General features: G+C 44.7%; 24 protein-coding genes. 6 read left to right on the plus strand and 18 right to left on the minus strand.

Annotated features, from left to right (window positions below; genetic code table 11):
* Positions 1-109: 109 nt before the first annotated feature.
* The 10 genes from hypD to F9K33_12770 all read right to left on the minus strand — a co-directional run bounded on the left by hypD (position 110) and on the right by F9K33_12770 (position 9,349).
* Positions 110-1,207: a hydrogenase formation protein HypD gene (hypD, locus tag F9K33_12725; protein KAB2878551.1), complete on the minus strand. Its 1,098-nt coding sequence runs from the start codon at positions 1,205-1,207 to the stop codon at positions 110-112.
* A gap of 11 nt (positions 1,208-1,218) precedes the next feature.
* On the minus strand, positions 1,219-1,500 hold the full coding sequence (locus F9K33_12730; GenBank protein ID KAB2878552.1) for a HypC/HybG/HupF family hydrogenase formation chaperone: 282 nt from the start codon (positions 1,498-1,500) through the stop codon (positions 1,219-1,221).
* 168 nt (positions 1,501-1,668) lie between these two features.
* Positions 1,669-3,981 (minus strand): carbamoyltransferase HypF, encoded by a 2,313-nt coding sequence (gene hypF, locus F9K33_12735; protein KAB2878553.1) that lies wholly within the window; start codon positions 3,979-3,981, stop codon positions 1,669-1,671.
* Complete coding sequence (gene hypB / locus F9K33_12740) at positions 3,978-4,628, minus strand: hydrogenase nickel incorporation protein HypB (protein ID KAB2878554.1); 651 nt, start codon at positions 4,626-4,628, stop codon at positions 3,978-3,980. Before hypB ends, hypF begins: the two co-directional genes overlap by 4 nt.
* Positions 4,629-4,637: 9 nt before the next feature.
* On the minus strand, positions 4,638-4,997 hold the full coding sequence (gene hypA / locus F9K33_12745; protein ID KAB2878555.1) for a hydrogenase maturation nickel metallochaperone HypA: 360 nt from the start codon (positions 4,995-4,997) through the stop codon (positions 4,638-4,640).
* A complete protein-coding gene (locus F9K33_12750; protein KAB2878556.1) occupies positions 4,998-5,663 on the minus strand; it encodes a High-affinity nickel transporter in 666 nt (221 codons plus the stop codon).
* Positions 5,664-5,731: 68 nt separating this feature from the next.
* The gene (locus F9K33_12755) at positions 5,732-5,929 is read right to left on the minus strand and encodes a zinc ribbon domain-containing protein (protein ID KAB2878557.1); all 198 of its coding nucleotides are present in this window, start codon (positions 5,927-5,929) and stop codon (positions 5,732-5,734) included.
* Between the two features lie 105 nt (positions 5,930-6,034).
* On the minus strand, positions 6,035-6,946 hold the full coding sequence (locus F9K33_12760) for a CPBP family intramembrane metalloprotease (GenBank protein ID KAB2878558.1): 912 nt from the start codon (positions 6,944-6,946) through the stop codon (positions 6,035-6,037).
* A 154-nt stretch (positions 6,947-7,100) separates the two neighbouring features.
* Positions 7,101-8,141 (minus strand): hypothetical protein, encoded by a 1,041-nt coding sequence (locus F9K33_12765; GenBank protein KAB2878559.1) that lies wholly within the window; start codon positions 8,139-8,141, stop codon positions 7,101-7,103.
* A 113-nt stretch (positions 8,142-8,254) separates the two neighbouring features.
* Complete coding sequence (locus F9K33_12770) at positions 8,255-9,349, minus strand: quinone-dependent dihydroorotate dehydrogenase (protein ID KAB2878560.1); 1,095 nt, start codon at positions 9,347-9,349, stop codon at positions 8,255-8,257.
* A 172-nt stretch (positions 9,350-9,521) separates the two neighbouring features.
* Here F9K33_12770 and F9K33_12775 point away from each other — a divergent pair, with 172 nt between their 5' ends.
* From F9K33_12775 to F9K33_12800, 6 genes are all read left to right on the plus strand, one after another.
* Positions 9,522-13,697, plus strand: a complete 4,176-nt coding sequence (locus F9K33_12775; protein ID KAB2878561.1) for a hypothetical protein — start codon at positions 9,522-9,524, stop codon at positions 13,695-13,697.
* Entirely contained in the window at positions 13,697-14,473 is a 777-nt protein-coding gene (locus tag F9K33_12780; GenBank protein KAB2878562.1) for a TatD family deoxyribonuclease, read from the plus strand. The genes F9K33_12775 and F9K33_12780 overlap by 1 nt, the downstream gene beginning before the upstream one ends.
* A 159-nt stretch (positions 14,474-14,632) precedes the next feature.
* Positions 14,633-15,997, plus strand: coding sequence for a TolC family protein (locus tag F9K33_12785; GenBank protein KAB2878563.1), 1,365 nt, complete (start codon positions 14,633-14,635; stop codon positions 15,995-15,997).
* A 40-nt stretch (positions 15,998-16,037) separates the two neighbouring features.
* Positions 16,038-17,198: an efflux RND transporter periplasmic adaptor subunit gene (locus F9K33_12790; GenBank protein KAB2878564.1), complete on the plus strand. Its 1,161-nt coding sequence runs from the start codon at positions 16,038-16,040 to the stop codon at positions 17,196-17,198.
* A 90-nt stretch (positions 17,199-17,288) separates the two neighbouring features.
* Positions 17,289-18,029 carry an ABC transporter ATP-binding protein gene (locus F9K33_12795; protein ID KAB2878574.1) on the plus strand — a complete coding sequence of 247 codons (741 nt, stop codon included), beginning with the start codon at positions 17,289-17,291 and terminating at the stop codon, positions 18,027-18,029.
* Positions 18,030-18,072: 43 nt separating this feature from the next.
* Complete coding sequence (locus F9K33_12800) at positions 18,073-19,284, plus strand: FtsX-like permease family protein (protein ID KAB2878565.1); 1,212 nt, start codon at positions 18,073-18,075, stop codon at positions 19,282-19,284.
* On the opposite strand, the gene F9K33_12805 is transcribed toward F9K33_12800, so the two are convergent.
* The 8 genes from F9K33_12805 to F9K33_12840 form a co-directional block, all read right to left on the minus strand.
* Positions 19,275-19,568 carry a glutaredoxin family protein gene (locus F9K33_12805; GenBank protein ID KAB2878566.1) on the minus strand — a complete coding sequence of 98 codons (294 nt, stop codon included), beginning with the start codon at positions 19,566-19,568 and terminating at the stop codon, positions 19,275-19,277. The two genes, F9K33_12800 and F9K33_12805, sit on opposite strands and share 10 nt — an antisense overlap.
* Before the next feature lie 7 nt (positions 19,569-19,575).
* The gene (locus tag F9K33_12810) at positions 19,576-20,967 is read right to left on the minus strand and encodes a GWxTD domain-containing protein (protein ID KAB2878575.1); all 1,392 of its coding nucleotides are present in this window, start codon (positions 20,965-20,967) and stop codon (positions 19,576-19,578) included.
* A 723-nt stretch (positions 20,968-21,690) separates the two neighbouring features.
* The gene (locus tag F9K33_12815) at positions 21,691-22,191 is read right to left on the minus strand and encodes a DUF2062 domain-containing protein (protein ID KAB2878567.1); all 501 of its coding nucleotides are present in this window, start codon (positions 22,189-22,191) and stop codon (positions 21,691-21,693) included.
* A 12-nt stretch (positions 22,192-22,203) separates the two neighbouring features.
* A complete protein-coding gene (locus F9K33_12820; protein KAB2878568.1) occupies positions 22,204-23,466 on the minus strand; it encodes a class I SAM-dependent methyltransferase in 1,263 nt (420 codons plus the stop codon).
* Positions 23,450-24,232 (minus strand): DUF1365 domain-containing protein, encoded by a 783-nt coding sequence (locus F9K33_12825; GenBank protein KAB2878569.1) that lies wholly within the window; start codon positions 24,230-24,232, stop codon positions 23,450-23,452. The genes F9K33_12820 and F9K33_12825 overlap by 17 nt, the downstream gene beginning before the upstream one ends.
* A complete protein-coding gene (locus F9K33_12830; GenBank protein KAB2878570.1) occupies positions 24,223-25,488 on the minus strand; it encodes an NAD(P)-binding protein in 1,266 nt (421 codons plus the stop codon). The genes F9K33_12825 and F9K33_12830 overlap by 10 nt, the downstream gene beginning before the upstream one ends.
* A gap of 1 nt (position 25,489) precedes the next feature.
* Positions 25,490-26,206, minus strand: a complete 717-nt coding sequence (locus F9K33_12835) for a hypothetical protein (protein KAB2878571.1) — start codon at positions 26,204-26,206, stop codon at positions 25,490-25,492.
* A gap of 14 nt (positions 26,207-26,220) precedes the next feature.
* On the minus strand, positions 26,221-26,894 hold a 674-nt coding region (locus tag F9K33_12840; GenBank protein ID KAB2878572.1), incomplete at its 5' end, for a methyltransferase domain-containing protein.

Consider the following 26,894-nt stretch of genomic DNA (forward strand, 5'->3'; position numbering starts at 1 on the left):
AAATATCAATTTCAAAACTCCAATTGAAGAACAATTCATGAAACTTCAGTTTGGCATTTGAAACTTATTTGGATTTTGTGATTTGTTATTTTGACCTTCACGATCCTTTCTAACCTGTTTTACTGATCTTCCCATAATGGAAATATGCCGCGCAGGCGCCCTCGGACGATACCATTGGCGCGCCGAGCGGATGTTCCGGTGTACATTCTTTTCCGAACGCGGAACAAGCAATTGGTTTTTTTAATCCCTGCAAAACCTCACCTGCTATGCATATGGAGGACTCGGGTTGAGAGATGTTTTTTACTTTAAAAATCTTCTCTGCATCGAACTCCGCGAAAGCTTCTTTTAGCTGATAGCCGCTTTTGGGGATAGTTCCAATGCCGCGCCATTTCCGGTCTACAGTATCGAATATTTCCGATAGAAGTCTTTTCGCCGGAATATTACCCTCTTTCTGAACCACGCGACTGTATTGATTTTCCACTGTATGTTTTTTTTCTTCCAATTGCTTTACTGCCAGGCATACCCCATGCAAGATATCTACCGGTTCGAATCCGGTAACGACGATCGGAATTTTGTATTTTGCCGCGAGCGGAATATATTCATCATAACCCATTACCGTACACACATGGCCCGCTGCGAGAAATCCCTGAATTTTTGTGAGAGGGGAGGACAAAAGCGCTTCGATAGCGGGCGGAACGAGCACGTGCGAACAAAGGATCGAAAAGTTTTTTATATTCCGGCGTTTTGCTTCCGCAACGGCCATCGCGTTAGGCGGCGCAGTAGTCTCAAATCCGACGGCGAAGAACACCACTTTCTTATCCGGATTTTTTTCAGCAAGGAGAACGGCGTCGAGCGGGGAGTAGAGCATTTTAACCTGAAAGCCATTGGCTTTCACGCTTAGCAGATCATTCTTGGATCCCGGAACTCTGAGCATATCGCCAAACGATGTAAATATCACGTCGTCACGGGAAGCAATCGCGATTGCTTTGTCAATCATTTCAAGCGGAGTCACGCAGACCGGACATCCGGGGCCGTGAACCAGCGTGATCGAATCGGGCAGAAGATCTTCGATACCGTATTTTAGAATCGTATGCGTCTGCCCGCCGCAAATTTCCATGATCGTCCATGGTTGCGTGGCTGTTTTTTTGATCAGTTCGGCAAAATGTTTTGCGGCTTTGGCATCGCGGTATTCGTCAATATAGCGCACGGATCACCTCGTTACGTTTTAATGGCGGTTTCGGCATTAAATTTCTTCCGTTCCTCCTCTTCCTCGATTAGTTCTCCCATTTCCGTCAGCATGCGCAAAGTTTCTTCCGCTTCTTTTTCGTCAATTTTACTTAGAGCAAAACCTACGTGCACAAGAACATAATCGCCGATCTTTGCCTCGGGCAGCCATTCGAGGCACACGTCTTTACCGACGCCGCCGAAATTAACTTTGGCCATACGAAGCGCGGCCGAATCGTCGATGGAAATTATTTTTCCGGGAACGGCAAGACACATATTTATCTCCTTCTTAATTTAAAAGACTCACCAAAAATCAAATATGAAATATCAAAACTCAAAAGTGAAAATTGGACGATGATGAAATGTTGCCCTTTAGTCTTTTTGATATGTAATTTTAATTTATGAGATTTGATTTTTTATTTGCTCCTATTAGGTAAAGTATTCCTAAACCAACGAATGTTCCATTTCAGTTTTTGACTTTCTATGCACGCTCTGAATAGCGATCGCAACTTGCCCGACTGCAATTCCTCCGTCGTTGGTCGGTATGCGCTGATGCCAGTAGACTTTGAATCCATCGGCTTTTAGGCGCTGAACCGTTTTTTCCAGCAGAACGGCATTTTGAAAACAACCGCCGCTGAGGATGACTTTTTGGTCGCCGGTCTCTTTTGCCACGGCAACGATCATTTCAGCCAAAGTATTGTGAAATTTTGCCGCTAGAATTGAGGCCGGAACTTTTCGTCTTAGTTCAATCAAAATTGCTTCGATCATCGGCTGCCAATCGAGGATTACGCGTTCTGTACGTCGGAGTTCGAAATCAAAAATTCCTGTAATCGCAGAATCTGCAGCGAATTCGAGCATCATGGCGGACTGTCCTTCATAATTTGTATGTTGGCGTAAACCGATGAGCGACGCTACGGCGTCAAATAAGCGCCCTGCGCTCGAAGTAATGGGCGAGTTGATCTTCTTTGACAACATCTGATGAATAACAATGGCTTCTTCAGATTTAAAATTACTAAGTAATCCCTGATGATCGGTGAAAAGTTGCTCGCCAAACATTTCATACAAAATTCCCACCGCGCAGCGTCGAGGTTCTTTAACCGCTTTTTCCCCGCCGGGCAATCGGAATTGCCGAAGTTGTGCAACGTGTTTAAATCCGTCGTCATTTGAAATAAAAAATTCACCGCCCCAGATCGTTCCGTCATGGCCGTATCCCGTACCGTCCCAGGAAACGCCGAGCGCTTGTCCTTCGATCTGATTTTCCAAACGGCACGCCGCTATATGCGCTTCATGATGCTGTACTTGGATGGGATATTCTGCCAAGGTTTCTGCGAATTTACTCGACAGATATTCCGGATGTTTATCACAGGCGATGGTTTTGGGTTTAACATTATACAGTTGCCGGAAATCCTGACCCACTTTGAAAAATGTGGTATAAGCTTCCTGCGTTGACAGATCGCCGATATGCTGACTTGTAAAAATATTTTTATCAATAGAAATGGCAATAGTGTTTTTTAAGTGCCCGCCAACAGCCATAACGGAAGGGCCTTCGATGCTTTCCATGTGATTAATTGTTATCGGCAACGGCGCATATCCGCGCGCGCGGCGCATGATCATTTCACGGCCCATGACAACACGAACAATAGAATCATCCACATGGCGAACAATCGGTCGGTCATGAACGAGGAAAAAATCTGCGATTTCATGTAATCGATTTACCGCTTCATCTTCGGCCGTCGCCATCGGTTCCTCTGATACATTTCCGCTGGTTGCGACGACCGGGAGTTTCAATTGGCGCAGAAGAATATGATGCAACGGTGTATAGGGAAGCATCGCGCCTAGATAAGGGTTTTCCGGGGCAACCGAAAGCGATACTTTCGAGCGACGGACATTTTCTTTTCTCCGCACTAATACGATTGGCGATTCGGCGGAATGTAACAATCGTTCCTCGAAGTTCGAAATCTCACAGTGTTGTTGAATAGATTTCATAGTGGGAAACATGACCGCGAACGGTTTTTCCTCGCGTTTTTTTCGTTCGCGTAAACGGCCGATGACCTTATCATCGTCCGCGCGGCAGATCAGTTGATAGCCTCCCAGGCCTTTCATGGCAACGATCCGGCCGTTTTTTATGGCGTCTACTATAAATTGTATCGCGGTGTCAAGGCCGGCCAGCATATTCCGATCTTTGTCCCAAACTTCTATATGCGGCCCGCAATCCGGACAAGCGATCGGCTGGGCATGAAAGCGTCGGTCTAACGGATTATCGTATTCATTCTTACATGATTCACACATTTTAAATTGTTTCATAGATGTATTCGGACGGTCATACGGCAACGATTCTATAATCGAAAACCGAGGCCCGCAGTGCGTGCAATTGATAAATGGATAAAGATACCGGCGGTTTTTCAAATCAAACATTTCCGTGAGGCATTCATCACAAACGGCCAGGTCAGGCATGATAAACGCCGATTTTTTCCCGTTTGAATCGCTTTCGCGAATCTGAAAATCGATATATCCTGCCGGATCAAGAAATGAAAATTCCATACTATAGATAATCGCATGAGGCGGCTTTTTGAATTGAATTTGTAGTACGAAACGGTCTAATATTTCTTTTTCACCTTCTGCTTCAATTAACACGCCGGTTGGTGAATTGAGCACAAAACCCGGCAAACCTACTTCATGCGCAAGTTTATAAATAAAAGGGCGAAAACCCACGCCCTGAACTGCTCCCCGGATCGTTATGTGAATACGTGTTTTCACTTTTTTATTTGTGACTCAAGCCAACTGCACCATTCGGCCATACCTTTATCTGTTGTGCATGATGTTTCAAAAATTGTCAATGACGGATTGATCGAACGAGCGTTTGTTTTCATTGTCTCAATATTGCAGGGCAAATAAGGAAGAAGATCGGTTTTGTTGATAATCAGAACGGATGCATTACGAAACATCGCAGGATATTTGAGCGGTTTGTCATCGCCTTCCGTTGTGCTGAGTACTACTACTTTTGTTGTTTCGCCCAGATCATATCCCGCAGGGCAAACGAGATTGCCTACGTTTTCAATAATTAACATCTGAGTGTCGCTTATATCCAGTTGATCGAACGCATCCCGCACGAGCGCGGCTTCAAGATGGCATGCGCCGTTGGTAACAATCTGCACAACGGGAATATCCAGCACGTTTATTCTCTGCGCATCCAGATCGGTCTGCACATCGCCTTCAATGACTGAAATTTTGACTTTGTTTTTGAGATGATATATAGTTCGTTCGACCAGGCTTGTTTTTCCTGAACCGGGAGAACTGAGCAAATTGATCGCAAAAATATTTTTTTCGCGAAGCCGATTCCTTATCGTTTGAGCAATCACGTCGTTTTTTTCCAGTACTTTTCGTTCCAAGGTAATCAGGCTCATGGTTGCTCCTTAATCGCTAATTTCGATTTCCGATACCTGCAATTCATCACCCGCAATGGTTTTGATGTCAGCGCTTCCGCAAGACGGACAGGCAAATATAAAGCCCTCGATTTCAGAAACGACTCGGCAGCCGTTACATTGTAGGGTGATGGGAATATGCTGAATATCCAATTGGGCGCCGTCAAGAGCCGTATCTTTGGTCAGCGCTTCAAAACAAAACGTAAGCGAATCCGGCAGAATATTGGTCAGTTTGCCAATCTTCAATTTTACCGCTTTTACACAATGCGTATTCCCGTCCGGTAGATTTTCCTGCACAATACCTATGATTTCCTGAGCGACCGAAAGTTCGTGCATAACGTGCGCCTTCATTTAAATAAAAAACCAAACCCCGCCGATAACGATGGAGGCGGTGCTGAATCCGATTAGCAATCGTTGATAAAATTGAATTCCATGTTGAGCGAGCCTTACGGCGATAATTCCCATAGCCGATGCAAAAGCCATCATGGCGCAAATCGTTCCTGCGCCAAACGCGGCAAGATAAATGGCCGCATCCATACGTGTGGGCAATGCCAGCGCGGGAAGAATTCCCAGAAAATGAGAACTGCCTGCAAAGCCATGAATGATGCCGACAACGAATGCCGCGTGCGAATGACGGTGGGCTTTTTCGGAATCGTGCCCGGAGATGGCATGGGTGTGTACATGAACGTGCTCCGCCCCGTCATGCGCATGATGGTGTGTGTGAATGGTTTTGGAAAGCGCTTTGTGAATGCCCCAGATGCCGATCGTGATCAGAACAAGTCCGACCAGCCGTTCGCTGTAAGATGAGATAAGGTCGATGGGAATCAGTTCACGTCCGAGTACGGCAAGCAGGCCGACGAGGCCGACGCCTGCGGTGTGGCCCAGTCCCCAACGCATACCGATAATCCATGTGGATTTTTTCCCTTCGACGGCAAGCGGTGAGATCGCGGCAAGATGATCGGGACCGGCCAATACATGTATGGAACCTGCGGCAAATCCCGCGATCGCTGAAATCATGAGTCCTCCTTATGAATCACAAAGGAGTTATTTGAAAAACCGATAACCTATCGGTTAAAAGTCTACGCTCAGGTAAAGCTCCCGCTGGAACTGCATACACTTGGTGAAGCCGCAGCTCCGTGAGAATGTTTACTTGCAAAAACAGAAATTAATTTCTCGTTATCCGCATTTCCGCATCGAGGACATTCCACGTTCTCTTTGGCAGAAAACACGAGCTGTTCGAATTTTTCATCGCACTTCTTACAGCGATATTCAAATACGGGCATGATTTACCTTTGTGTAATAACGCAGTAAAGTAACGAACTTTGATTTAGATGTCTATGACAAAAGTCATATATTCACATGATTTTATGTAATAAGCTAACTTTACCTCATCCGGATATGCGGTCTTTTGCCGAAATATTCCACAGTCCAATTATCCCGACTATTAAAAAAGCGATGCCAATGCCCACCAAAACCGGTTCAATATGTTTTTCATCGCCATACCAGATTAACGATTCCGGATCGAGATTGTTGAATACAATGACGAGGAAATTATTCATGGCGTGCATGATGATAGACGGGATGATACTGCCCGTTCGCCATACGATGACGCCAAGAAATATCGCAATAATGAAAATCTGTACGCCGCCCCAAGGATTAATGTGGATCAATGAAAAAACCAAACTTGAAATAACGACGGCCCACACGGCATTCATTTTATTTTCCATAGCTCCCTGGAACATGCCCCGAATCAGCATTTCCTCGCAAATTCCTGCAGCGAAGACCGCGGCGAGAATGAGCAACGAGCCGCTCATGAAACCGGTGATCTTGAATTCTTCCTTCATTTTTTCAAGGATTTTGTCGGACATTAATTCCGGCGACAAAGCCCCGATCGTGCTGTCGAGATAACTGTTGATCATCGGCGCGATCCAGCGGTCGATCGTGTCCGTGACCACCACCAATCCCAAAGCTAATACACATGACAAGATCAGCGTTTTTGATGAAACGGGATGAAAACGAAATATAGCTTTAATGGATTTGTTTTCCCTGCGCGTATACCAATAAGCCGGAACGACAAAACAGATGGTCCCGACCAGCAACCCTATTTTCAAAATGAGGTCTCCAACCCCCTTTCCGGTATCCATCGACGAACTCATAATACCCGCCACGGCAAAAAGCATGGTTACAATATATCCAAAAATTACGCTAGCAACCAGCAGACCGGTTGCAGTTGCGGGTAGAAACGGGGACGTGTCCGGTGTTTCCGGAGCTGTTTTACTTTGAATTTCAGTTTCTATCATTAACTCTCCTCATATATAGTTACTTTCCCTCCAGTTCATCTGCAATTCTATCCGCGTCCTACAATTTGCGGAGCGCCCTGATCATGCCACGCTATGGTCGCCGCATGTTGCAGCGAACGATTGCCTGCGTGATGTTATGTGTCGTGCACACGTTCTATTTTTTTATATTGTTTATGAAAGCACTATTAATACCCGCTTGAGACTTATCAATCAGCTCCAACCCTTCACACAATTTGGAATCATTAGTTAATAACTGGAAATCAGGAACAAATTCCAAAAACAGTGAGTCAATAATGTCGTTTTTTCTAAACTGCCGATCATTGACAAACATATTCCGCATTAGCAGAATCAGATATCTCATGATATTCTTATTAACTTTAGAAGCGGTTAATATGTAAAGTGCATTCAATTCAGCATCTAAATATTTGACTAAAAGATTATCTGAGATCAAGGGCTTAAACTCACTTCGCGTCAGTTTTTTTCTGATTCGCTTTACAAGCTTATCGTTAGCTATCCCTCGACTTAATTGGTCTATCTTTTCTTGCCTTACCTCTCCAATATCCATATCAACGATTGATACACCATTAACAACACAATGATAACTTATCATAACAACATCTAGCAGTTGCAATAGTAGATCGCGAATTGAGTGTCTTAACTTCTTTTCATCATTCGTAAGATAATAGTCAACAAGCACATTCTTGATTTGTGACTTGATCAACTTTTCATTGCCGATGATAATGCCCTCAATATTCTTTTCAAAAGTGCGGAACCTCGACTTGTCTGATTTCAAACGATTGGCATAAATGGTTGTTGCCAGAACAGCAATTGCGCCATTCATAGTGGCAGACAAAAACGCCTCCTCCATCAAGACTTTCTTTTTATAGGCATTCAAAAGAAAACTTTTGTCAAAAACCGTGTTTCGCGCATATACAAGATCCTTCGGCTTAACCAATTTGTATGAGCTTAACAACTTAATGACCGGAATTTTCCTATCGCGAATGAACGCAAGCATCCTTTTGTTATCATCACGACTGTTTTCAGAATTGGTGAAAACCTCGAGTAAACTCAACTCTGAAATATACACCTTTTGGAAGGTCTGTAATTGCAACATGCACTTTTGGCGCGATATCCTTGCGGAAGGTTTTAAGCCGCTCCAGTAGTACAGAATATTTGTATCAACTACTGCATTCATGGTCTAAACAAGCGTTGGCATATTGCATAACTATTGTATAAACGAATTACTGTACCAATTTTAGTCAATATCCGCAATAGACGGTGGGCAAAAGAAATGTCTATCACGTCTTTTCATTCTTTGCCCACAACCGCTGTAATATTTTTGAATCCGTCCCGTTTTACGAGTTCAATCAGCCTTTTATTTATTTTCTTACAAACCATTGGGCCCTCGTAGATAAAACCGGTGTAAATCTGAAGTAAAGAAGCGCCGGCTTTGATCTTTTCGAAGGCGTCATCCCCTGTGAAAATTCCTCCAACGCCGATGATAAGAATTTTACCCTGCGTCGAAGCATAAATATGACGAACGATCTCTGTAGATCTTTTCTTCAAAGGTTTTCCGCTCAGTCCACCGGCCTCTTTTGATAGATGTGGATCGGACCGCAAATTGTTTCTTTCGATCGTTGTGTTGGTGGCAACAATTCCGCTGATTTTGGTTGATTCGATAACTTGCAACACATCGTCAATCTGAGATAAATTCAGATCCGGAGCGATCTTCACGAGAATGGGTTTTGGAAGTTGTCCTGAAATTTTGCTCAGTCGGCTGTTGGATTCGGTAAGAATCTGAATGATATCGGTCAAAAACGATTTATCCTGCAGTTCGCGGAGGTTGGGCGTGTTGGGCGAACTGACATTCACTACAAAATAATCGCCATACGTCCACAACGTTTCAAATGACAACAAATAATCCTCTTTTGCTTTTTCAAGTTCGACTACCTTGGTTTTTCCAATATTGATGCCGAGGGGAATAGCGTGAAGTAAATTTTTTATTTTCCACAACTCCAGCGCCGTCGAAGTTTTCAAAGCGCCGGCATTGTTGAACCCAAACCGGTTGATCAGCGCTTGATCTTTCTTCAGTCGAAAAAGCCGGGGCCGCTCGTTACCTGATTGTTCCTGTCCCGTCACCGTGCCTATTTCAGCAAATCCAAACCCGAGATAATTCCATGCCGGTATGGCTTTGGCATATTTGTCAAAGCCTGCGGCCAGTCCGATAGGATTTGGAAAATGGCGGTTGAAGATTGACTGATTTAGAATAGGATCATTTACCTGAAATGATTTTTTAAAATAGCTAAGAAAGGCGCCGTTATGATCCAAGCGGTTCAAAATAAAATCATGTACCGATTCGGAGTCGAATTGAAATAGGAGCGGGCGGATGAGTTTTTTATACATCGGGTAATCCTGCAAGTGAAGTTTAGAAAAATAGGAAATATCTGAAGATTTCCAAGATGTTTTTATTAGCTATGGCCAGACGCAAGCGACGGAAGACGGCACTATTTATTTGAAAGTCAGGCTAAAAATGATTACTATTGTAGTTTACTAAGCTATCTCATACGATGTTGTCATGATGCAAATTTTGTCTCAAATCGCCCGCCGGGCTCTTAAAATTTTTCTATACCTTTTTATCACTCTATTCGTATTAGTGATTGTGACCCTTTTGTTTTCACAGACGGGCTTGTTCAGGAGTTTTCTTCGTAGTCAGGTTGTTTCGATTGCCAATGAACAACTTAACGCCGTATTGAGCGTCGAAGAGATCGAAGGAAACTTTTTTTCAAATTTAACACTGAAAAATGTCACATTGTCCCTGGGAGATACTTCCGTCGTTGCGTTTGAGGAACTGGGTTTGAAGTACGATGCGTTCGCTATTCTGGACGATCAGGTTTTAGTTCATGAGATCCGGCTGGTTCGACCAAAGATATACGTGGCATCGGATTCTCTGGGTAACATGAATCTGCAGCGTATTGCAAAACCCGGTGAACCCAAACCGCCCGCCCCTGTTGATTCCTTAGCGAAACCCCTGGGCGGATTTGACATTCGAATCGACGCGTTGATTATCGAGGACGGGAATATCGTTTATGATTCGGAAGCGCTTTTGGCCAACCTGTCGAAACTAAACCTTAATTTACAATTACGCGCTGCGTCTAAACTTCAAAAGATTAACATAAGCCAACTTGGTTTTCTTGTTTCCCGTATAGGCTCCAACGCCCCTGGAAAAATACAAACAGACAGTCTGCAGCTGAAGAACCTAACGCTGTTAATTGAAGCGAATATTTTTAAACCTTCACTTCATCATCAAGTTGCCCATCCCAAGGAAAAAGATTCTAATTGGATTAAAATCGATGAATTCCGTTTCTTAACAAATCGGACGGATTTATTCCTCAAAGGACAAATTGTATTACCGGACAGCGCAGATCACATCGGCATGTTTTATGACGTGAATGTCCGCGCGTTCCCGTTTCATCTCGACGATATCAGAACATTTGCGGATATCGGATTGAAAGATATTGACAAGATAGAATTGGAAGCGCACGCGCAGGGAAATGATAATCAGGTTGATCTGACCGATCTGAGCATCCGGACTCCGGCGGGAACGCTGAAGGGCACCGCCAATCTGGATTACGGCGGAGAGCCTTTGGGATACCGCGCGGACCTTAGCTTTAACGGCATCAATGCCGCCGCTTTTACCGGCCGAAAAGATTTGTATGCCAATATCAACGGGAGCATACATGCCGACGGGGTCGGGATTAAACCCGAAGATCTGATCAGCGTGGTGGAACTAAAATTATACAAGTCGCAAATTTTCGGCATTGATATAGAAAAATTTGAAATTGCGTCGGACGTTCGGGGCGGCATTGCTCAACTGAAAAAATTCGAAGGCCGGACCAGCGCGGGAAATTTTAATTGCGAGGGTTTTTATAATCTGCTGGATGAGAGTTATCATCTTGAAACGAGGTTTCGCGAAATCAATATTGCCGATGCGATCGGCGACACGTCGTTCCAGAGTTCGATCAACCTCAATATTGTCTATGACGGCAAGGGGCTAAATCCAAAAACATCCAGGAGTGTTCTGCATATTAATTCCGATTCATCGAAAATCATGGGGCGTGAGCTTGAGAACCTATCTGTGCGGGGTTCTCAAAACGGAAACCGGGTGAATATTGACGGGATCAGCGTAAAAACGCCGTTGGCCGATTTCAGCGCAAGAGGAAGCGTGGGTATGGATTCGACGTTTGATCTGAGTTACGAATTAAAGACGCGCGATTTTTCACTACTTCAAAAATATATCGGCAACGATTCATTGCTTAAAGATTCGATTGATTTGAATATTGTCTTTAAAGGGAGGACAACCGGCGGGATCAATAAATTTGAAACCAGCGGCGATATTACGTTGACTAAATTTGCTTTTTCCGATATAAAAATGGATTCCTTAAAATTTGTTTATTTTGTCAGTAATATTATTCCCTCCGATTTTGCTACTGCCTTTGATTTTAGACGCACGGACTCGACCCTGGTCGGTGACTTTTTGTTGTATTCGCATCATCTCACCATGGCCGGAACTTCCATCAAAAATTTTTCAACCTCTATCACCAAAGAAAAAGGGAAGACCCACTTTGATATATCGGCAGAAGAAGACAACATAGGCGCCTACGCGCAGGTCAAAGGAATACTGGAACTTGAAAATGAAAAAAAAGGGCGCGTTTTCCTGGAAAATCTGGTTTTGAATGTCACCGGGCGAACATTAAAAACGCGTGAAGTTAAGGTAAGGCTGGGCGGTGATCCCGTCATAGATTCGACGTACGAGAAGTGGAACGAAAACTGGCAGAATAGTAAGCCGATTGACATAGTTTTTGATATTGAAAAAAATATTTATGATTTTCGTTCTTTCAATATGGATATCGGACGAGGCTCTATTTCTGCATTCGGTACTCTGGATATTACCGGCGACCAGAACTTAGATATTAAGATTAAAGATCTCGACCTGTCGCGCGCTAATGCCTTGATCGGATCCAAAGAATCCGTCGTGGAAGGTATCCTAAATATGAACGGAAGCCTCAAGGGCAGTTTCGAAAAACCCATTCTGTTGGCGGATTGGAATATTTCTGACGGCAAGGCGTCGGAATTTGTCTACAACAATTTTCTTGGCAACATGCAATACCTGAACAGGAAAATTCAGGTCAATATGACGCTCAATCAAAATAAAGACAAGACGCTGACCATCGGCGGATATTTACCGATTGATCTTTCTTTTAAGGATGTACCGAACCGTTTTACAACCAGGCCGATGAATTTCAAGATACATTCGGAAGGTATCGACCTTCGTTTCTTACAGGCTTTTTTTGGAAAAGGACTCAGTTTAAATCGCGGAGAATTGATGATCGATCTCAAAGTTACGGGCAACAAGGAAAAACCAAGCCTGGAAGGCGAAATGAAAGTGGAAGACGCCACCGTTACATTTCCGCGCACAAGCTTAGGGCAGACTTTTCGTAACGGCCGCATGTTCGTTCGTCTGACGCCGGAAAAAATATTTTTAGATACGTTGTCACTCCAATCGGGCAAAGACGTCAACTCCAATTTATTTGCCAGCGGACAGGTTGATCTGTCGCCAATTTTGAAAAATTTTGATTTTACGAATATTGACAAGATCGGATACGATTTTGATTTGCTGTTTAATGAGTTTGTTCCGATCAATACCAAGTCGGAAACGTCATATCTGCATACGGCAAAGATCACGGGCGCGATGAAAGTTTCCGCGCCGGCATTGGCGTACACGGTGGTCAAAGGGGATATTCAGATCCGCAACTCGCAAATTTGGGTGGTCGATGCCGCCAAAGCAAGATCCGTAGCCACCGTTTCCGCTAAACCCACCAAAGCCGATGCTGCGAAAGAGATAGATTATTACAAAAACCTTGACCTCGATATTGCGATCACGTTACCTGAAAATTCTGATAACGTAATCCGCAGTAATGAAATGATGTTAGGTTTGTTCGGAGGCATTATCGTTACAAAACCTCCTGAGTCGGAAGATTTTTTTATCAGCGGTAATGTGAACACCAAAAAAGGCGGGAAGTATGCGTACCTCAGCATTGCATTCAATATCGAAAGAGGAGAAATTGTCTTCAGCGGTGCACCGGGCATTAATCCCGATCTGGATATCTTAGCTGTCAAACGGTTTACCTACAAGATTGACCAGGAAGAAATTCAGTCCGAAGCGCAGATCAAAGTAAGCGGGAAGCTGATGAAACCGGAGATAGCGGTCACGGCGGTGGAACGAGGAACGGATAGCCCGTTGCCGGACCTTACCGAGCCGGCAGATATATTATCGTACCTGGTACTGGGCGTAAAAACCAAAGACCTTGGAAAACTCGACGCAAGCCAGGCTGGAGACTTCGCAAAACAAGTCGCAATCAATCAGGTTCTCAACGTCATAGCCAACCAGGCCGGATTGTCAAAACTGGAATTCACACCTTCTGCAACCGGACAAGGCGCGACAATTGAAGTGGGCAAACGTATCAGCGAAAATATTTCCGTCAGTTTTGCCGGCGGCAGTGATCCATCCACGGGAACCAGCCTGACGCTGGAAATGTCGGTTGACAGCTGGGTCGATAGCCTACGACTGTTTAAAAAGGCGGCAAGGTCGTGGAAAAAAACAGTGGAATTCGAATACAAGCAGCCGGCGCAGACTGAAACGAATAAACAGGACGTATTCAATATTTTCTTTTACTTCAAAAAGGAATATTGATGTTCATTGATACGCATGCTCATCTCGATCATGAGCTATTTGACGAAGATCGCGATGCGATGATCCGGCGCGCATTGGACGGCGGCGTGGAAAAGATCATTACAATTGGTACGGATCCGGAATCGTGGCGGCGTGCCATTCGCTTATCGGAGGAGTATGAACAAGTTTATGCCGTTATCGGACCGCATCCGACGGACGGTTTACAATTCGAGGATTCAATGATCGATGTGATTAGCAAAATGGCCGTGCATGAAAAAGTTGTAGGTATCGGCGAGATCGGATTGGATTATTACTGGAAAGAGACTCCGCCACACATACAGCATGAAGTATTTAAGAAAATGATACGGCTGGCATGCGAACTCGATCTGCCGATGGTTATTCACAATCGTGAAGCCGATTCGGATCTGTTACGCATCGTAAAGGAAGAAAAAGACAACCATCATCTGAATAATCTGCGCGGTATTATGCATTGTTTTTCCGGCGACGAGTCTATGCTCAGAGAGTCATTAGATTTGAATTTTTATATATCCTTTGCCGGGAATGTAACCTATAAGAAGTCCCATCTGCCCGAATTGGTGTCTATGGTTCCGGATAATAGGTTATTGATCGAAACCGATGCGCCTTATTTGACGCCGGCGCCGTTTCGCGGCAAACGCAATGAACCCGGATACGTAAAATTTACAGTAAAAAAAATTTCAGAAATTCTTAATAAAGACGAGGAAATAGTAGCACGGCAAACGTGTCTTAACGCTTGCGCAATTTTTGGATTAGTGTGAATGTGTATGTGAATAAAGACGACGGTTTTGCCGAAGCATTAAACACATTCATTAAAATTAATGGTTTAAGAAATGCGAGTATGTTGTATTCAGCGGCATGATTAATGCTTCACTTCAACGGATAAAAAAATTGATTTTGATTTGTATGAAAGGAATAATATGAAAATCGGTTTGTTCTTAATAACGTTCGTTTTTTCATCGTTTAGTGTTTGTGCGCAGGATGTCGTGGAAAAAACCATAACGATTGATAACATGGACACCTTGACGCTGGACGAATGCGTGAAGATCGCGTTGGAAAATCAGCCCGCGCTCGGCGCATCGCAGGGAGCGATCATAACGGCGGAATCTGAATATACACAGGTTTTGTCCTCGCGTTTTCCTCAAATTCAATTAGAAGCGGGTGCCCACCTGACGAATTCGCCTCTGCAGTCAGGAAGTGTTTTTGGGCCCGATCAAACACTTGAGACGACAAAGAAATGGAATTTTATCCCGAGCGTGCGCATGACCATGAAGCAACCGATCTATGATTTTGGAAGAACAGAAAAAGCGTTGGATTCAAAAAGAAAACTTATCAAAGCGTCGGAAATGGCATTGGAATCCACCGAGGAAGACGTTATATTAAACGTGCATACGGCCTACTACAATTATGTTTTGGCGAAGCAGATTGTCCGCATCAATGAAGACCGGGTCAAGCAATCCAATAAACATCTCGAACGCGCCAAAGGGTTTTTTTCTGTCGGAAAAATTGCCGAATCTGAAGTTTCCAAAGCGGAACTGGAAGTGGCAAACTCGGAATTGCAATTGATCGATGCGAAGGGTAAAGCGCGGTTAGCGAAAGTATCATTGAATAGCGCGATGGGTATTACCGAAATCGATGACGATCCGACCGATTATGTAACGACGTATGACGTTACTTACGAACCATTTCATGCCAATTTGAAAGATGCTATCAATAATGCACTGGAATCCCGAAAAGAGGTGAAAGTATCCGAACTGAAAATTCAAGCATGGCGTTCGGCGCTGAGCGCAGCCAAAAGTCAGTATTTTCCAATTATTAGCGCTTCAGGCGGGACAGCACCTTACATCATTCAGACCGTTAACAATGACGGGCTGACCACTGACAAATTCAAATTGGGTTGGAATGTCGGGTTGAATTTTGCATTTCCGATTTTCCAGGGCTTGACCGTTCGGGCGGATATTGCAGAGTCGCTCGGAGGCATTCGTAGCGCTACTTCGCAATCGAATGTGACCAAACAAAGGATCGTTCAGGATGTTCAGGAAAAGTTTTTTGGCGCTAAAGTTGCGGAAGAACGATATAAGGCAAGTGAAAAAATAATTATTCAAAGCGAAAAAAACTTGAAATTGGCAGAAGGCCGGTTTGATACCGGCGTTGGCTCTGCGATTGAAGTTACTGATGCAAATTTCTCACTGGCCAATGCAAAGATCGACCGTACGACGGCGCTGTATAATTACCAGATTGAGCTGTCCCGATTTCAACGTTCGACAGGGACTATTAAGAAATAATATCAAGCATTAAATAGGATTTGAAGAGCAGGAGTTGTCCATGAAGAGGAAATGGGTTATCATTTTAGTTGCCGCCGCCGGCGTTTTGATACTGATCGGCGCAGTCTATTTCGGAACTTCCAATTCCGGAACCGTTTATAAGTACGAAGCGGTTCAGACAGGCGACATTTCGGTTATCATCACCGCCACAGGCAAAGTGAATCCGATGACACGTGTGCAGGTTGGAACACAGGTTACCGGCACGATCTCCAAAATATACGCTGATTTTAATCAGAAGGTGAGTAAGGGACAGGTTATTGCTCAGATCGACCCGACCTTTCTGAAGGCGCAGTTACTGGAGGCGGAAGCTACCATGGAAAGAGCCAGCGCCCAGGCGGATCAGATGAAAAAAACGTTGGAGCGTGCATCGGAATTGTTTGACAGAAAACTAATCTCCCAAGCTGAGAAAGACGAGGCTTCGACGAATTATGACCTGGCTGTAGCGCAGCTCAAACAGACCACCGCTGCGTATCACAGGGCGGAAGTTTCGCTGGAATATACCAATATCGTATCTCCGATTGACGGTGTGGTCATCTCACGGAATGTCGATGTCGGGCAGACCGTTGCGGCAAGTTTGCAAGCGCCTATTTTGTTTCTGATCGCTAATGATCTCTCCAAAATCCATGTGGAAGCGACTATTGACGAAGTGGATATTGGAAAAGTCAAAGTTGACCACGAAGCTGTTTTTTTCGTTGATGCTTATCCGGACGAAAAATTTCAGGGTGTCGTAAAGCAAGTTCGATTACAGCCCATAACGACGCAGAATCTTGTGAGTTACGAGGTTATTATTGATGTAACCAACAAGGAGAACAAACTGCTTCCCGGTATGACAGCTAATTTATCGATCATCGTTGACACGAAAAAGAATGTACTCAAAGTTCCAAATATGGCCTTACGATTTCAGCCGGCGTTAACTCAGGAAGAATACAAGAAATTCGTCCTTCAATACGGCGATAAATTTGACCTGAAAAATAATTCTATGGTCTGGACTACGGCAAACGGCGAAGGGCTAATGCCTATTATCGTCGAGACTGGAATCACAGACGGATTGTTTACCGAAATTAAAAATTCAACTCTCTTGCCCAACGCTGAAGTCGTTGTTGGAGTAAGCAACAGTTCAACCACTTCCGGCGCGGCTAAAGGATTTAGGTCGACAAAATAACACGGCCTGCAATACTACGGAGTAACTAGAAACATGTCGATACAAACCGAATTACATACCGGGATAGAAACCCGTCTTGACGGCAGCGCTTTGATTTCTGCAAAAAATTTGAAGAAGACGTACCGGATGGGAGACGTTGATGTGCAAGCGTTGCGGGGCGTTTCCCTGGACATTCGTTCAGGTGAATTTGTTGCTATCATGGGCGCGTCTGGATCTGGGAAATCGACTTTCATGAACATTCTCGGTTGTCTGGATGCGCCTTCGTCCGGAGAGTATTTTCTGGACGGCATTTCGGTCGCTCATATGACAAGGAAGGAACAGGCTAGTATTCGAAGCCGTAAAATCGGATTTGTTTTTCAGGGTTTTAACCTATTATCACGAACCAGCGCCCTGGAAAATGTTGAATTGCCATTGCTGTATCAGGGCCTTCCTTCGAACCGGCGCAGGGAACTTGCGTTGGAAGCGCTCAATGCCGTTGGCCTGGATAAACGCTTTGACCACAAGCCGAATGAATTATCCGGCGGTCAGCAGCAGCGCGTTGCGATCGCGCGGGCGTTGGCGACGCACCCGTCTATGATCCTGGCTGACGAGCCTACGGGAAATCTCGACAGCAAGACCAGTATTGAAATCATGGCGATTTTTCAAAAATTGAATAATAAAGGCATCACGATTATTTTGGTGACGCATGAAAATGATATTGCACAATACGGCCGGCGCAATGTGGTATTTCGGGACGGCAGGATTATCAAAGATTTCATGGTTGAAACACGCTTGAACCCTGAAGAAGAAATGAAACGCGTTTTAGCCACGTCGATTGTAGATAATGCATAACAGATAAAAATTTTCTAAAAACGGTTGATAATAGGTTCTCCGTATGAATTACATGAACATTTTCAAAGTTGCCTATAACGCGTTGAAACGCAACAAAATGCGCTCTGCATTGACCATGTTGGGAATTGTGATCGGCGTAGGTTCTATCATCGCCATGACCGGAGTGGGCGCAGGCGCGCAGCAGGAGATTGACAACCAAACCGCCGCATTCGGCACCAATATGATTACGATCCGCCCCGGCGGCGTCACGGCGGGTGGAATCCGTATTCGGTCGGCGACGGAACTGTCCGCATCGGACGGCGATGCGATTTTGCGTGAGTGCGATCTCGTTACAGCGCAAACGCCGGTAATCAGAGTTGTGACCAGCGTGGTAACGGCAGAGAGAAACTGGGGAAGCCAGATTTATGGGGTCAACACCAGCTTTACAACGATTCGCAACTGGGGGCTCAAATACGGTTCAATGTTTACCGATCAGGATTACCGGTCAGGCAATAAAATGTGCGTGCTGGGATCCACAGTCGCTTCTAATTTATTTGGCCCTTACGATCCGACCGGAGAGATTGTTAGAATTCAGAATATTCCATTTCGAATTGCCGGCGTACTGGAATCCAAAGGACAGCTGGCATCGGGACAGGACCAAGACGATATGATCATCATACCGTATACGACCTTTCAGAAGAGAATCATTGGGAATCAGGATATCGATTACATATATGTGTCCGTGCGAACCAGTCAGGACATGGCTGCGGCAATAGAAGAAATTCGACAGATCATAAGGACGGCGCACCGAATTCCGGACTACGGCGACGATGATTTTCAGATCAGAACTCAGGATCAGGTCAATGAAATTGCAAAATCCATTTCTAAAACCGTATCGCTCCTCATGATCATCGTTGCATCCATCTCTCTCGTGGTCGGGGGAATAGGGATTATGAATATCATGCTGGTCTCGGTGACGGAGCGAACCCGCGAAATCGGTATTCGAATGGCGATTGGCGCAACGGAACAGGATATTCTGCTTCAATTTCTGGTGGAAGCGATCGTATTAAGCCTTATGGGCGGTTTGATCGGATTAACGCTGGGGGTCATAACAGGGCAGATGGTCGAAACCTTCACCAGTTGGTCAGTTTCCATCAGCGCGTCATCTATATTTATTTCAATGGGGTTTGCGGCGGCTATTGGTATTTTTTTCGGATTTTATCCGGCAAGAAAAGCCGCGTCACTCAACCCGATCGAGGCATTGCGTTACGAATGACCGTTTGAGACGACCTGATTTTCTTTCTCCAACCGCATTTTCAGTAGCGCCGCATCGAGCTTATGTTTAAAAGCTTTTCTGCCGTTGATCCAGATAACAGGAATATCGTATCGGTACTTTTCGAAATACTCTTGGTTCTCTTCGATATTAATCTCAATAATCTCCAAATTAAAATACTTCTTTGCTTTTATAAGCACTTCCTTTGCTTCATCGCACAAGTGGCATTCAGGTTTTGAAAAAATATTTATTACAATTTTGTTTGAATAATTAGAGGGCTCCTTCATACAACCGCTATTCGTTAATGGTTATGGGCAATACCCGTTCAATGGACTCGTGCGCAATCATGTCGGTAACCTGCAAATATAGATCATATGTACCGGCGGGAATATCGTTCAGATTGACACCGAAATAATAACGTTCATCGCGCGCATAACTTGTGACTTCAAATGAAGAACCGATCTGCCCCTGCTTCTCAGCGAGTAGATATTTGATCGCGCCGACAATTCCAGATTTACCTCGATGCTGAATTCGTGTGCTGACTTTATACCGGCCGCGTGATTCATTATTCAGTAAAAGATTATATACTTCAAAGTACAAGTAGAGGTTGTCGCTTCTTAAAAACGTATTGGTGAAATTGGGGATGATCTTTACGTCGCGCTGTTCGGTAATATGGGATGCGACGATAACATCACTCAGCAACAATCGGTCACCCGTATAGTCCGTGATCCGGGCGTTGTCACGGGAAACAGCGCTGCGCCGGTCTCCCAAAGTCATAATCTCAAAAGAGTACCGTTGCGCGGCTGCCTTCGTTGGCAATTGATTCAGCTCGATATAGCTTATGAAGGATTGTTCCGTAATATCCTGGCGTCCAAGCCTGAGCCGCTTGCGCGATTCGTGGACAATATTTGCCCGTGAATCCAGAAAGAACAATCCGCATTCTGCTTCCACATCCATTGCAAGCACGTCAAATTCCGGTTCAATGCCCTTAATATAAGTCTGAAAATAAGCTCTGGCGCGAGTACTCCCATTTGCTCCTTTGAATTGATACAATCGGCTTTGCATCTCAAAAGTTTTTTCACGCGGCAGGGCATACAATTCCTCGTGTACGTTATAGGCGGAACGGGAAACAATAAAGGATTTCTGATCCATTAAGAATTGTCCGCTGGCATATTCATCGTCAAAATTAAATGAAAATTCCGGATAAACCCATATTTCAGCGCCGCCGAGTTTTCTCTCATCAGGCTGGGTTTTGTAGGACAGCACGGGCTTGCCGTAGCGTATGTAGATCATACCCCGGTCGGTTTTCCAACCGGCTATGTTCATTCGAGGGATGCTAAATCGTAAATTTGTATACGTCATGCGATTATAATGCTCCAAAAGCCTTTCATTAAAAGCGGTGAGATACAGAGGATCTTTATTATTCCAAAACGATTTTTGAAATTGTGCAGCTTCAGAAGGAACAACAGCGCCGTTCAGATACTGTTTTAGATCTTTGGGCAAAACGATATAACCAATATGATTAAATGCAGACAATTCCTCCTCGGACATAAAATTCATCGCCATTTGATAATATCCCTGCGATTTTTCGTACTGCGCAGAATAGTAGCAGGCCAACGCCGCGAAAGCATAGGCATCCTTGTCGCGCGGATTCATCTCGATTATCTTTTCAAACAGTCGCGACATCTTATCAAAACTGCGTATTTCATAATACAAAAGGCCGAGATGAAAAAGAGCGTCCCGATGCGACGACTGGAATTCCAGCGCTTTTTCATAGCAGTATGCGGAATACCGAAGATCGTCTTCTCCAAAATGGGCAAGTGAGATAAAATTGTCATCGCTGACAACGCTGATCATGTCCCTGTATTTTAATGCAAATCGTTCTGCAACAAGGCCTTTATAATAATACGCTTCGGCATACTGCGTATTGTAAGACTGACGAGGATTAAGGGGCGCGGACAATAATCGGTCGCAGGACTCGTTTGCCGTACGATAAAATCCTTGTTCAAACAACACTCGAATATTGGTAATTATGAAATCGATGTTATCCGGTTGATTCAGCATAGCCTTCTCAATATGTTCCTTTGCCTTCTTACGCGCCCGGACCGTGTTTTTTGAAAGGTATAATTCCGCCAATCGCTGCTGGGCAAACGAATAATAAAATGAGGACGCAGGTACTTTATTTAACGAATCAATGGTTGCGTCATAGATGTCGGTATAATGAGAACGCGGCGCGGCACACAACGATTTTTCTGTTAAGAACAGCGGGAAAAAAATAAGCAGCAATGTTCGTATACATGTTTTCATCGTCATGATGATTCAGTTAAACCGATAAAGAATATAAAGGCGCTAAGATGGTTTTTTTGCTAAGATTTGCTGTTGTAAATATAGAGCAGGAAATTTCGAAAGTCAAGCGGAGGGGGTTGGTGCGAATCGCGCGAAAACCGGCGTTAATATACGATAGAAAGCAAATGATAATATAGGCCCGACAAGCAGCCAGGCAACCACGGCCCTGGCGTTGGCCAGCCACAAAGCCTCAATGGTTCCAAGTGTATCCTTGGCCAGCATCGTGAATATCTGTTCAACGGAAAACGGCAATGGCTCGGTCTGAAACAGCCATGCGCCGAGATGGAAAAAAGGTATGAACAGAATCAGTTGCAGAGGATACGCAAAATAATTTACCAACTGAATGGCGACCTGATTGACGCGGAAGAGAAATCCGAAAGCAGTACATAAAATGGTCGTAGCGCCGATCACGGGAAATATACCAAGGCTTACGCCCAATCCTACGCTCAATGCAAGTTTATCAGGTGTAATTCCCTGTTTGAGAAGGTTGAGCAAAGGGCTAACTAGACTCTTCTTAAAAAAATTGATCAGGATCATTAACAACCGGCCTTGAATTATCCGCATAGAATGAAAAATCTAATACGCAATATTATTTGGGCGCGTATAGATCATTTGCACGACGCTAATATTACGCATATAAAAGGCTGCTTCGCAATAGCTGAAATAATAATTCCATTTGCGTATAAAACGGCTGTCGAAGCCGAGTTTTTTAACATGATCTTTGTTGCGGTTAAAATTCTCACGCCATATTGCAAGGGTTCGCGCATAGTGATGGCCCATATTCTTGAGATCTATCAAATTCAGTTCGCCGGTTCTATTGATCGCTTGATTCAGCGCAGCAATAGAAGGCAGCAACGACCCCGGGAAAATGTGTTTCTGGATCCAGTCCACATTCTTTCTAAGACTGTCATAACGGGTGTCGGGACAGGTAATCACCTGAAGTCCGAGGATACCGTCCGCCTTTAACAGCGCGTGGCATTGAGCAAAGTATGATTCCAAATATTTATGGCCTACAGCCTCAAGCATTTCAATCGAAACAATCTTATCGAATTGTCCCGTCAGCTTACGGTAATCTGTGAGCAGGATCGTGATCTTGTCCGATAATCCTTCTTTTTCAAATCGGTCCTTGGCGTATTGGAATTGTTGTTCGGAAATAGTGATCGTGGTGATCTTACAGCCGTAGTTCTTGACGACATGAACGGCAAATCCTCCCCATCCGCTTCCGATCTCCAAAACATGATCCGTCGCCTTGATCTGCAATTGACGGCAAAGCCGGTCGTATTTTTCTGATTGCGCTTCTTCTAGTGATTGATCCGGCCTGTTGAAATGGCCGCTGGAATAGGTCATGCCGGGATCAAGAAATAGTCTGAAAAAATCATTACTCAGGTCATAATGTTCGGAAATATTCCGACGGGCGATCTTAAGCGTATTCTCACGGGACCGGTGATACCAGCGGTTGATACTTTTAAGAATGTTTAGAGGCGCAAACCGGCGTCGTGAGCCTGATATGGTAGGGCTGTTGTCGATATTCAAAATGAACCAGTTGATCACCCGTGTAATGTCGTCCGTTTCCCAATCCCCGTCCACGTAAGATTCCCCGAATCCCACATCGCCGTAAAAAACACATTTGTTGAAAAAAGCCGGATTGAGAATACGAATCCGCGCTTTGTGACCGGACAACGGATCTCCGATCCTGATCAATTCTCCGTCGGTCAAAGAGATTTCCAGGTAACCCTTCTGCATTTGTTTCAGCATCCGGAGCACCAGCCATTGTTGCCACTTAAACTTATTGCCCGCAGTTCTTGAACACAGCATGTCCGTGCTAAGCGTGCCTTCCATGATATACCTCGCGTTGTAATTCCAATTGGTCGTTTTTCTTATGGTAATTCAGTTTTTTCAGAAACAGTTTTAGCGCTTGCCAATGTATCAGCGTAATGATCTGAAGCGTGATGAATGGAAATCGCAGAAAGTTTCGGATTAATGCCGCATCCGATATGGCTTTTCTTCTTCCAATTAAGGCGCTAATGAAGAATTTTTTTCCGTGCTGAAAATCATTTATCTTTATGTCCAATTCCTCGCCCGGCACGGTCAACTGAAAATCAAATTCCGTATCCATGTCGATAAAAGGAGAGACGTAAAAATATTTTGTTGTTCTTTTACTGAACGTCTTATTCTCCAATTGTTCACCGTTAAAGAAATACGGTTTGAGTTCACCAAAGGTATTGCCCACTTCGGCAACGGCGCAAACAGGATTGTTGCTGCGGTCAAAGCAGAAATAAAACGAGACCGGATTGAAAACATAGCCGAACGTAGCCAGGTTGGTCAGCAGGCCGATCCTCAATTCCGCCCCGTCAATGCCTTTGCCTGAAAGATAAGCGAGAATATTGTCTTTCACCGTAGCACCCGATACTTGCAAATGATCGCGGTCGCGAAAGCTGAAAATGTTGAACCGATTTCGGCTAAGTAAACGGAATCTTTCTGTCAGCATGTCCACCTCGTCAAGATCGATGTAGAACATGAATACACGGTATACAAACCGGTGTTGTTTAGGTTCCAGCCGGTGATGCATCACAGTGCAGTCATATAAACAAGATTTCATGACCATATTTCCTTACCGGAAAGCCGGCGGCTTAATTCGAGCGCCGAAGTAAACGCGTCTTCATGGAAACCGTACCGGAAATAACTGCCGCAAAAATAGACCGGCCCTTCGGCGTTCAACTTAGGAAGATCCTTCTGTGCTTCGACGGCGCCGACAGAAAATAAAGGATGTTCATAGTCGATCTGCTTGAGTATATTTCCTGGGTCAATATTTTCGGCGCCGTTAATGGATACAAAATAGTCCCGCTTATCGGAAACGTGCTGCAGGCTGTTCATGTAATATATTGTTGAAGGTGTCAATGAGCCCGACGTATCCGAATCCAAACGGTAATTCCACGACGCCCATGCGCGTTTTGTACTCGGCATAAAAGAGACATCCGTATGAAGTGTTGCAATATTCTTCTGATAGCGGAACTCCTTCAACAACCGAGACTCCAAATCCGTCGGCCTTTCCAGAAGTCTTAGTGCCTGATCGCCATGACAAGCAAGAATAACGGAATCGTAAATCGCCTTGTTTCCTTGCGCATCGGTTACCGCAGCTTTACCGCTTTCTTTGACAATCTTCACGGCGGCACGTTTCGTATGAATGCGATCCCTGAAAGGCGCAATAAGTTTGTCACGATAAGACCGGCTTCCGTCCACAAGAGTTTTCCACTGATGCTGCGTATTCAGTCCTAAAAAACCGTGGGTGTGAAAGAAACGTACGAGCGCCGCGACAGGGAAATGTGTCATCTTGTCCGGCGCAGTGGACCACACGGCGGAACTCATAGGAATGATATATTTGTACAGAAAATCTCTGTCGAATTGTTTCTCCGCAACGTATTCTTCAAGCGTGTAAGTACTGTATTTGTTTTCAGTCAGCACCTCCACACATTCTTTATTAAATCGGTTGATATTAGTAAGCATTTTTATGAATCCGATATTGAAAATATTTTTTCTCTGCGCGAACAGCCCGTTGAGGCCTGAACCGCTATATTCAAGGCCCGTCGGCACATGCTGGACGCTGAATGACATGGACGTGTTCTTTTCTTTAACGCCTAATTCCTTGAAAAGACGGATTAGGTTCGGATAGGTCACGTCATTGTATACCATAAATCCGGTGTCAATGTAGATCGGCTTGCCGTTCTCATCCACGGTGACCGTATTGGTGTGGCCGCCGATATAGTTTTCCTGTTCATACACTGTAAGGTCGTATTCCTTGTGCAGGAAATGTGCGCACCCCATGCCGGCTATGCCCGTACCGATGATCGCGAGAGATTTCATTCTATTTTACTGCTTGGTAGTTGAATTCCATCCTGACTTTGTGGCTTTTCCCGTCGTCGTTATAAATATTGGATATGCCGTCGTACACCACGAGTTTGCGTGACTCTGTATCGTATGTCAGATGAATCGCTTCTACGAAAAGTCGGAGAAAAAAATTATCGATATCCATGTTCAGCATCACCGCCGGCCGGTTTTCGTGCACTATGTTGCGTTTCTTATATACGCGAAATGAAAAATAATCCAATTGACTTGGCGCAACAAAATTGAATGTGAGTAATTCGCCCTTCATCAGTTTTACCCAATTCTTTTCAACAAAAAAATTGAACCCCGCGTCGATGATCGCCGGTTCAGGGACGCTCAGTATTTTTTCCTGATACGGATCGTCCGGGGAACCTCCTGTGAAAACACGTATCATAGAACCGGTGACTTCCGCTCCTTCCGCATATCCGGTGCGCAGATCGTCCAGCCTGAAATCGGGTTTTATCGGATCGCGTTCGAAATTGACATGACGTTTAACGATCGTTTCCCCTTGGGCGTTTTTGTATGTGAAATTCCATATGCCCGGCCTGTCCGGCTGATCAGTCTGTTTACGTTCTTCCGTGTAAAGCAAAACACGGGTGCCTCGGTCGAAAGCACGCGTGACCAGGGTCGTGACGGTGGAATTGTTGTTCACCGTAAAGCCGGCGGAAACCAATGCTAAAAAAATAATGAAAATCATTCGCCCGGCCATCATCAGCGCCTTTCAAAAAGATAATGACTGACGAACCATTCTTTCCCTTTGCGATAGCCCCATAATTCAGCGCACGCCATGAAAAAGATACGCCAATATACCCACCATTTTACGGCCTCAGCATCACCGTAGGTTGCTTTAAATAGATGCAAGATCTCGCTTTTGTTCCGATCCATATTCTTCAGCCACGCTTCGGAGGTTTTTGCGTAATGGATACCGGATACCCTCCAGTGCTGGCGTATTTTTAAATGGTCGGAGAAATACAGCAAGAGATGATCGCTGGGCATGATGCCGCCGGTGAAGAAATATTTGGCCATCCAATCGCTGTCATCACGAACTTCGAAAGGATATGCGAATTCACGGTGTGTAAAGATATGGACGAACAGTTGTCCTTCAGGCCTTAAGAAGCCGGCAACTTTTTCGAGCAGCTTTTGATAGTTACGCATGTGTTCGAACATTTCAACCGAAACGACCCGGTCAAATTTATCTTTAATAGTAAATTCATTCATATCTGCAGTAATGACTGTAAGATTATTCAAACCGCGTGTCCGAGATTGTTCGTCGATAAATGATTTTTGCGTTTTTGAATTGGATACCGCCGTGATAACGCTGTTCGGAAATGTTTTGGCCATGAAGAGGGCAAGCGAACCCCAACCGCAGCCGAGTTCCAGTATTC

It is taken from the genome of bacterium (assembly GCA_008933615.1).
In the GTDB taxonomy this organism is placed as follows: domain Bacteria; phylum CLD3; class CLD3; order SB21; family SB21; genus SB21.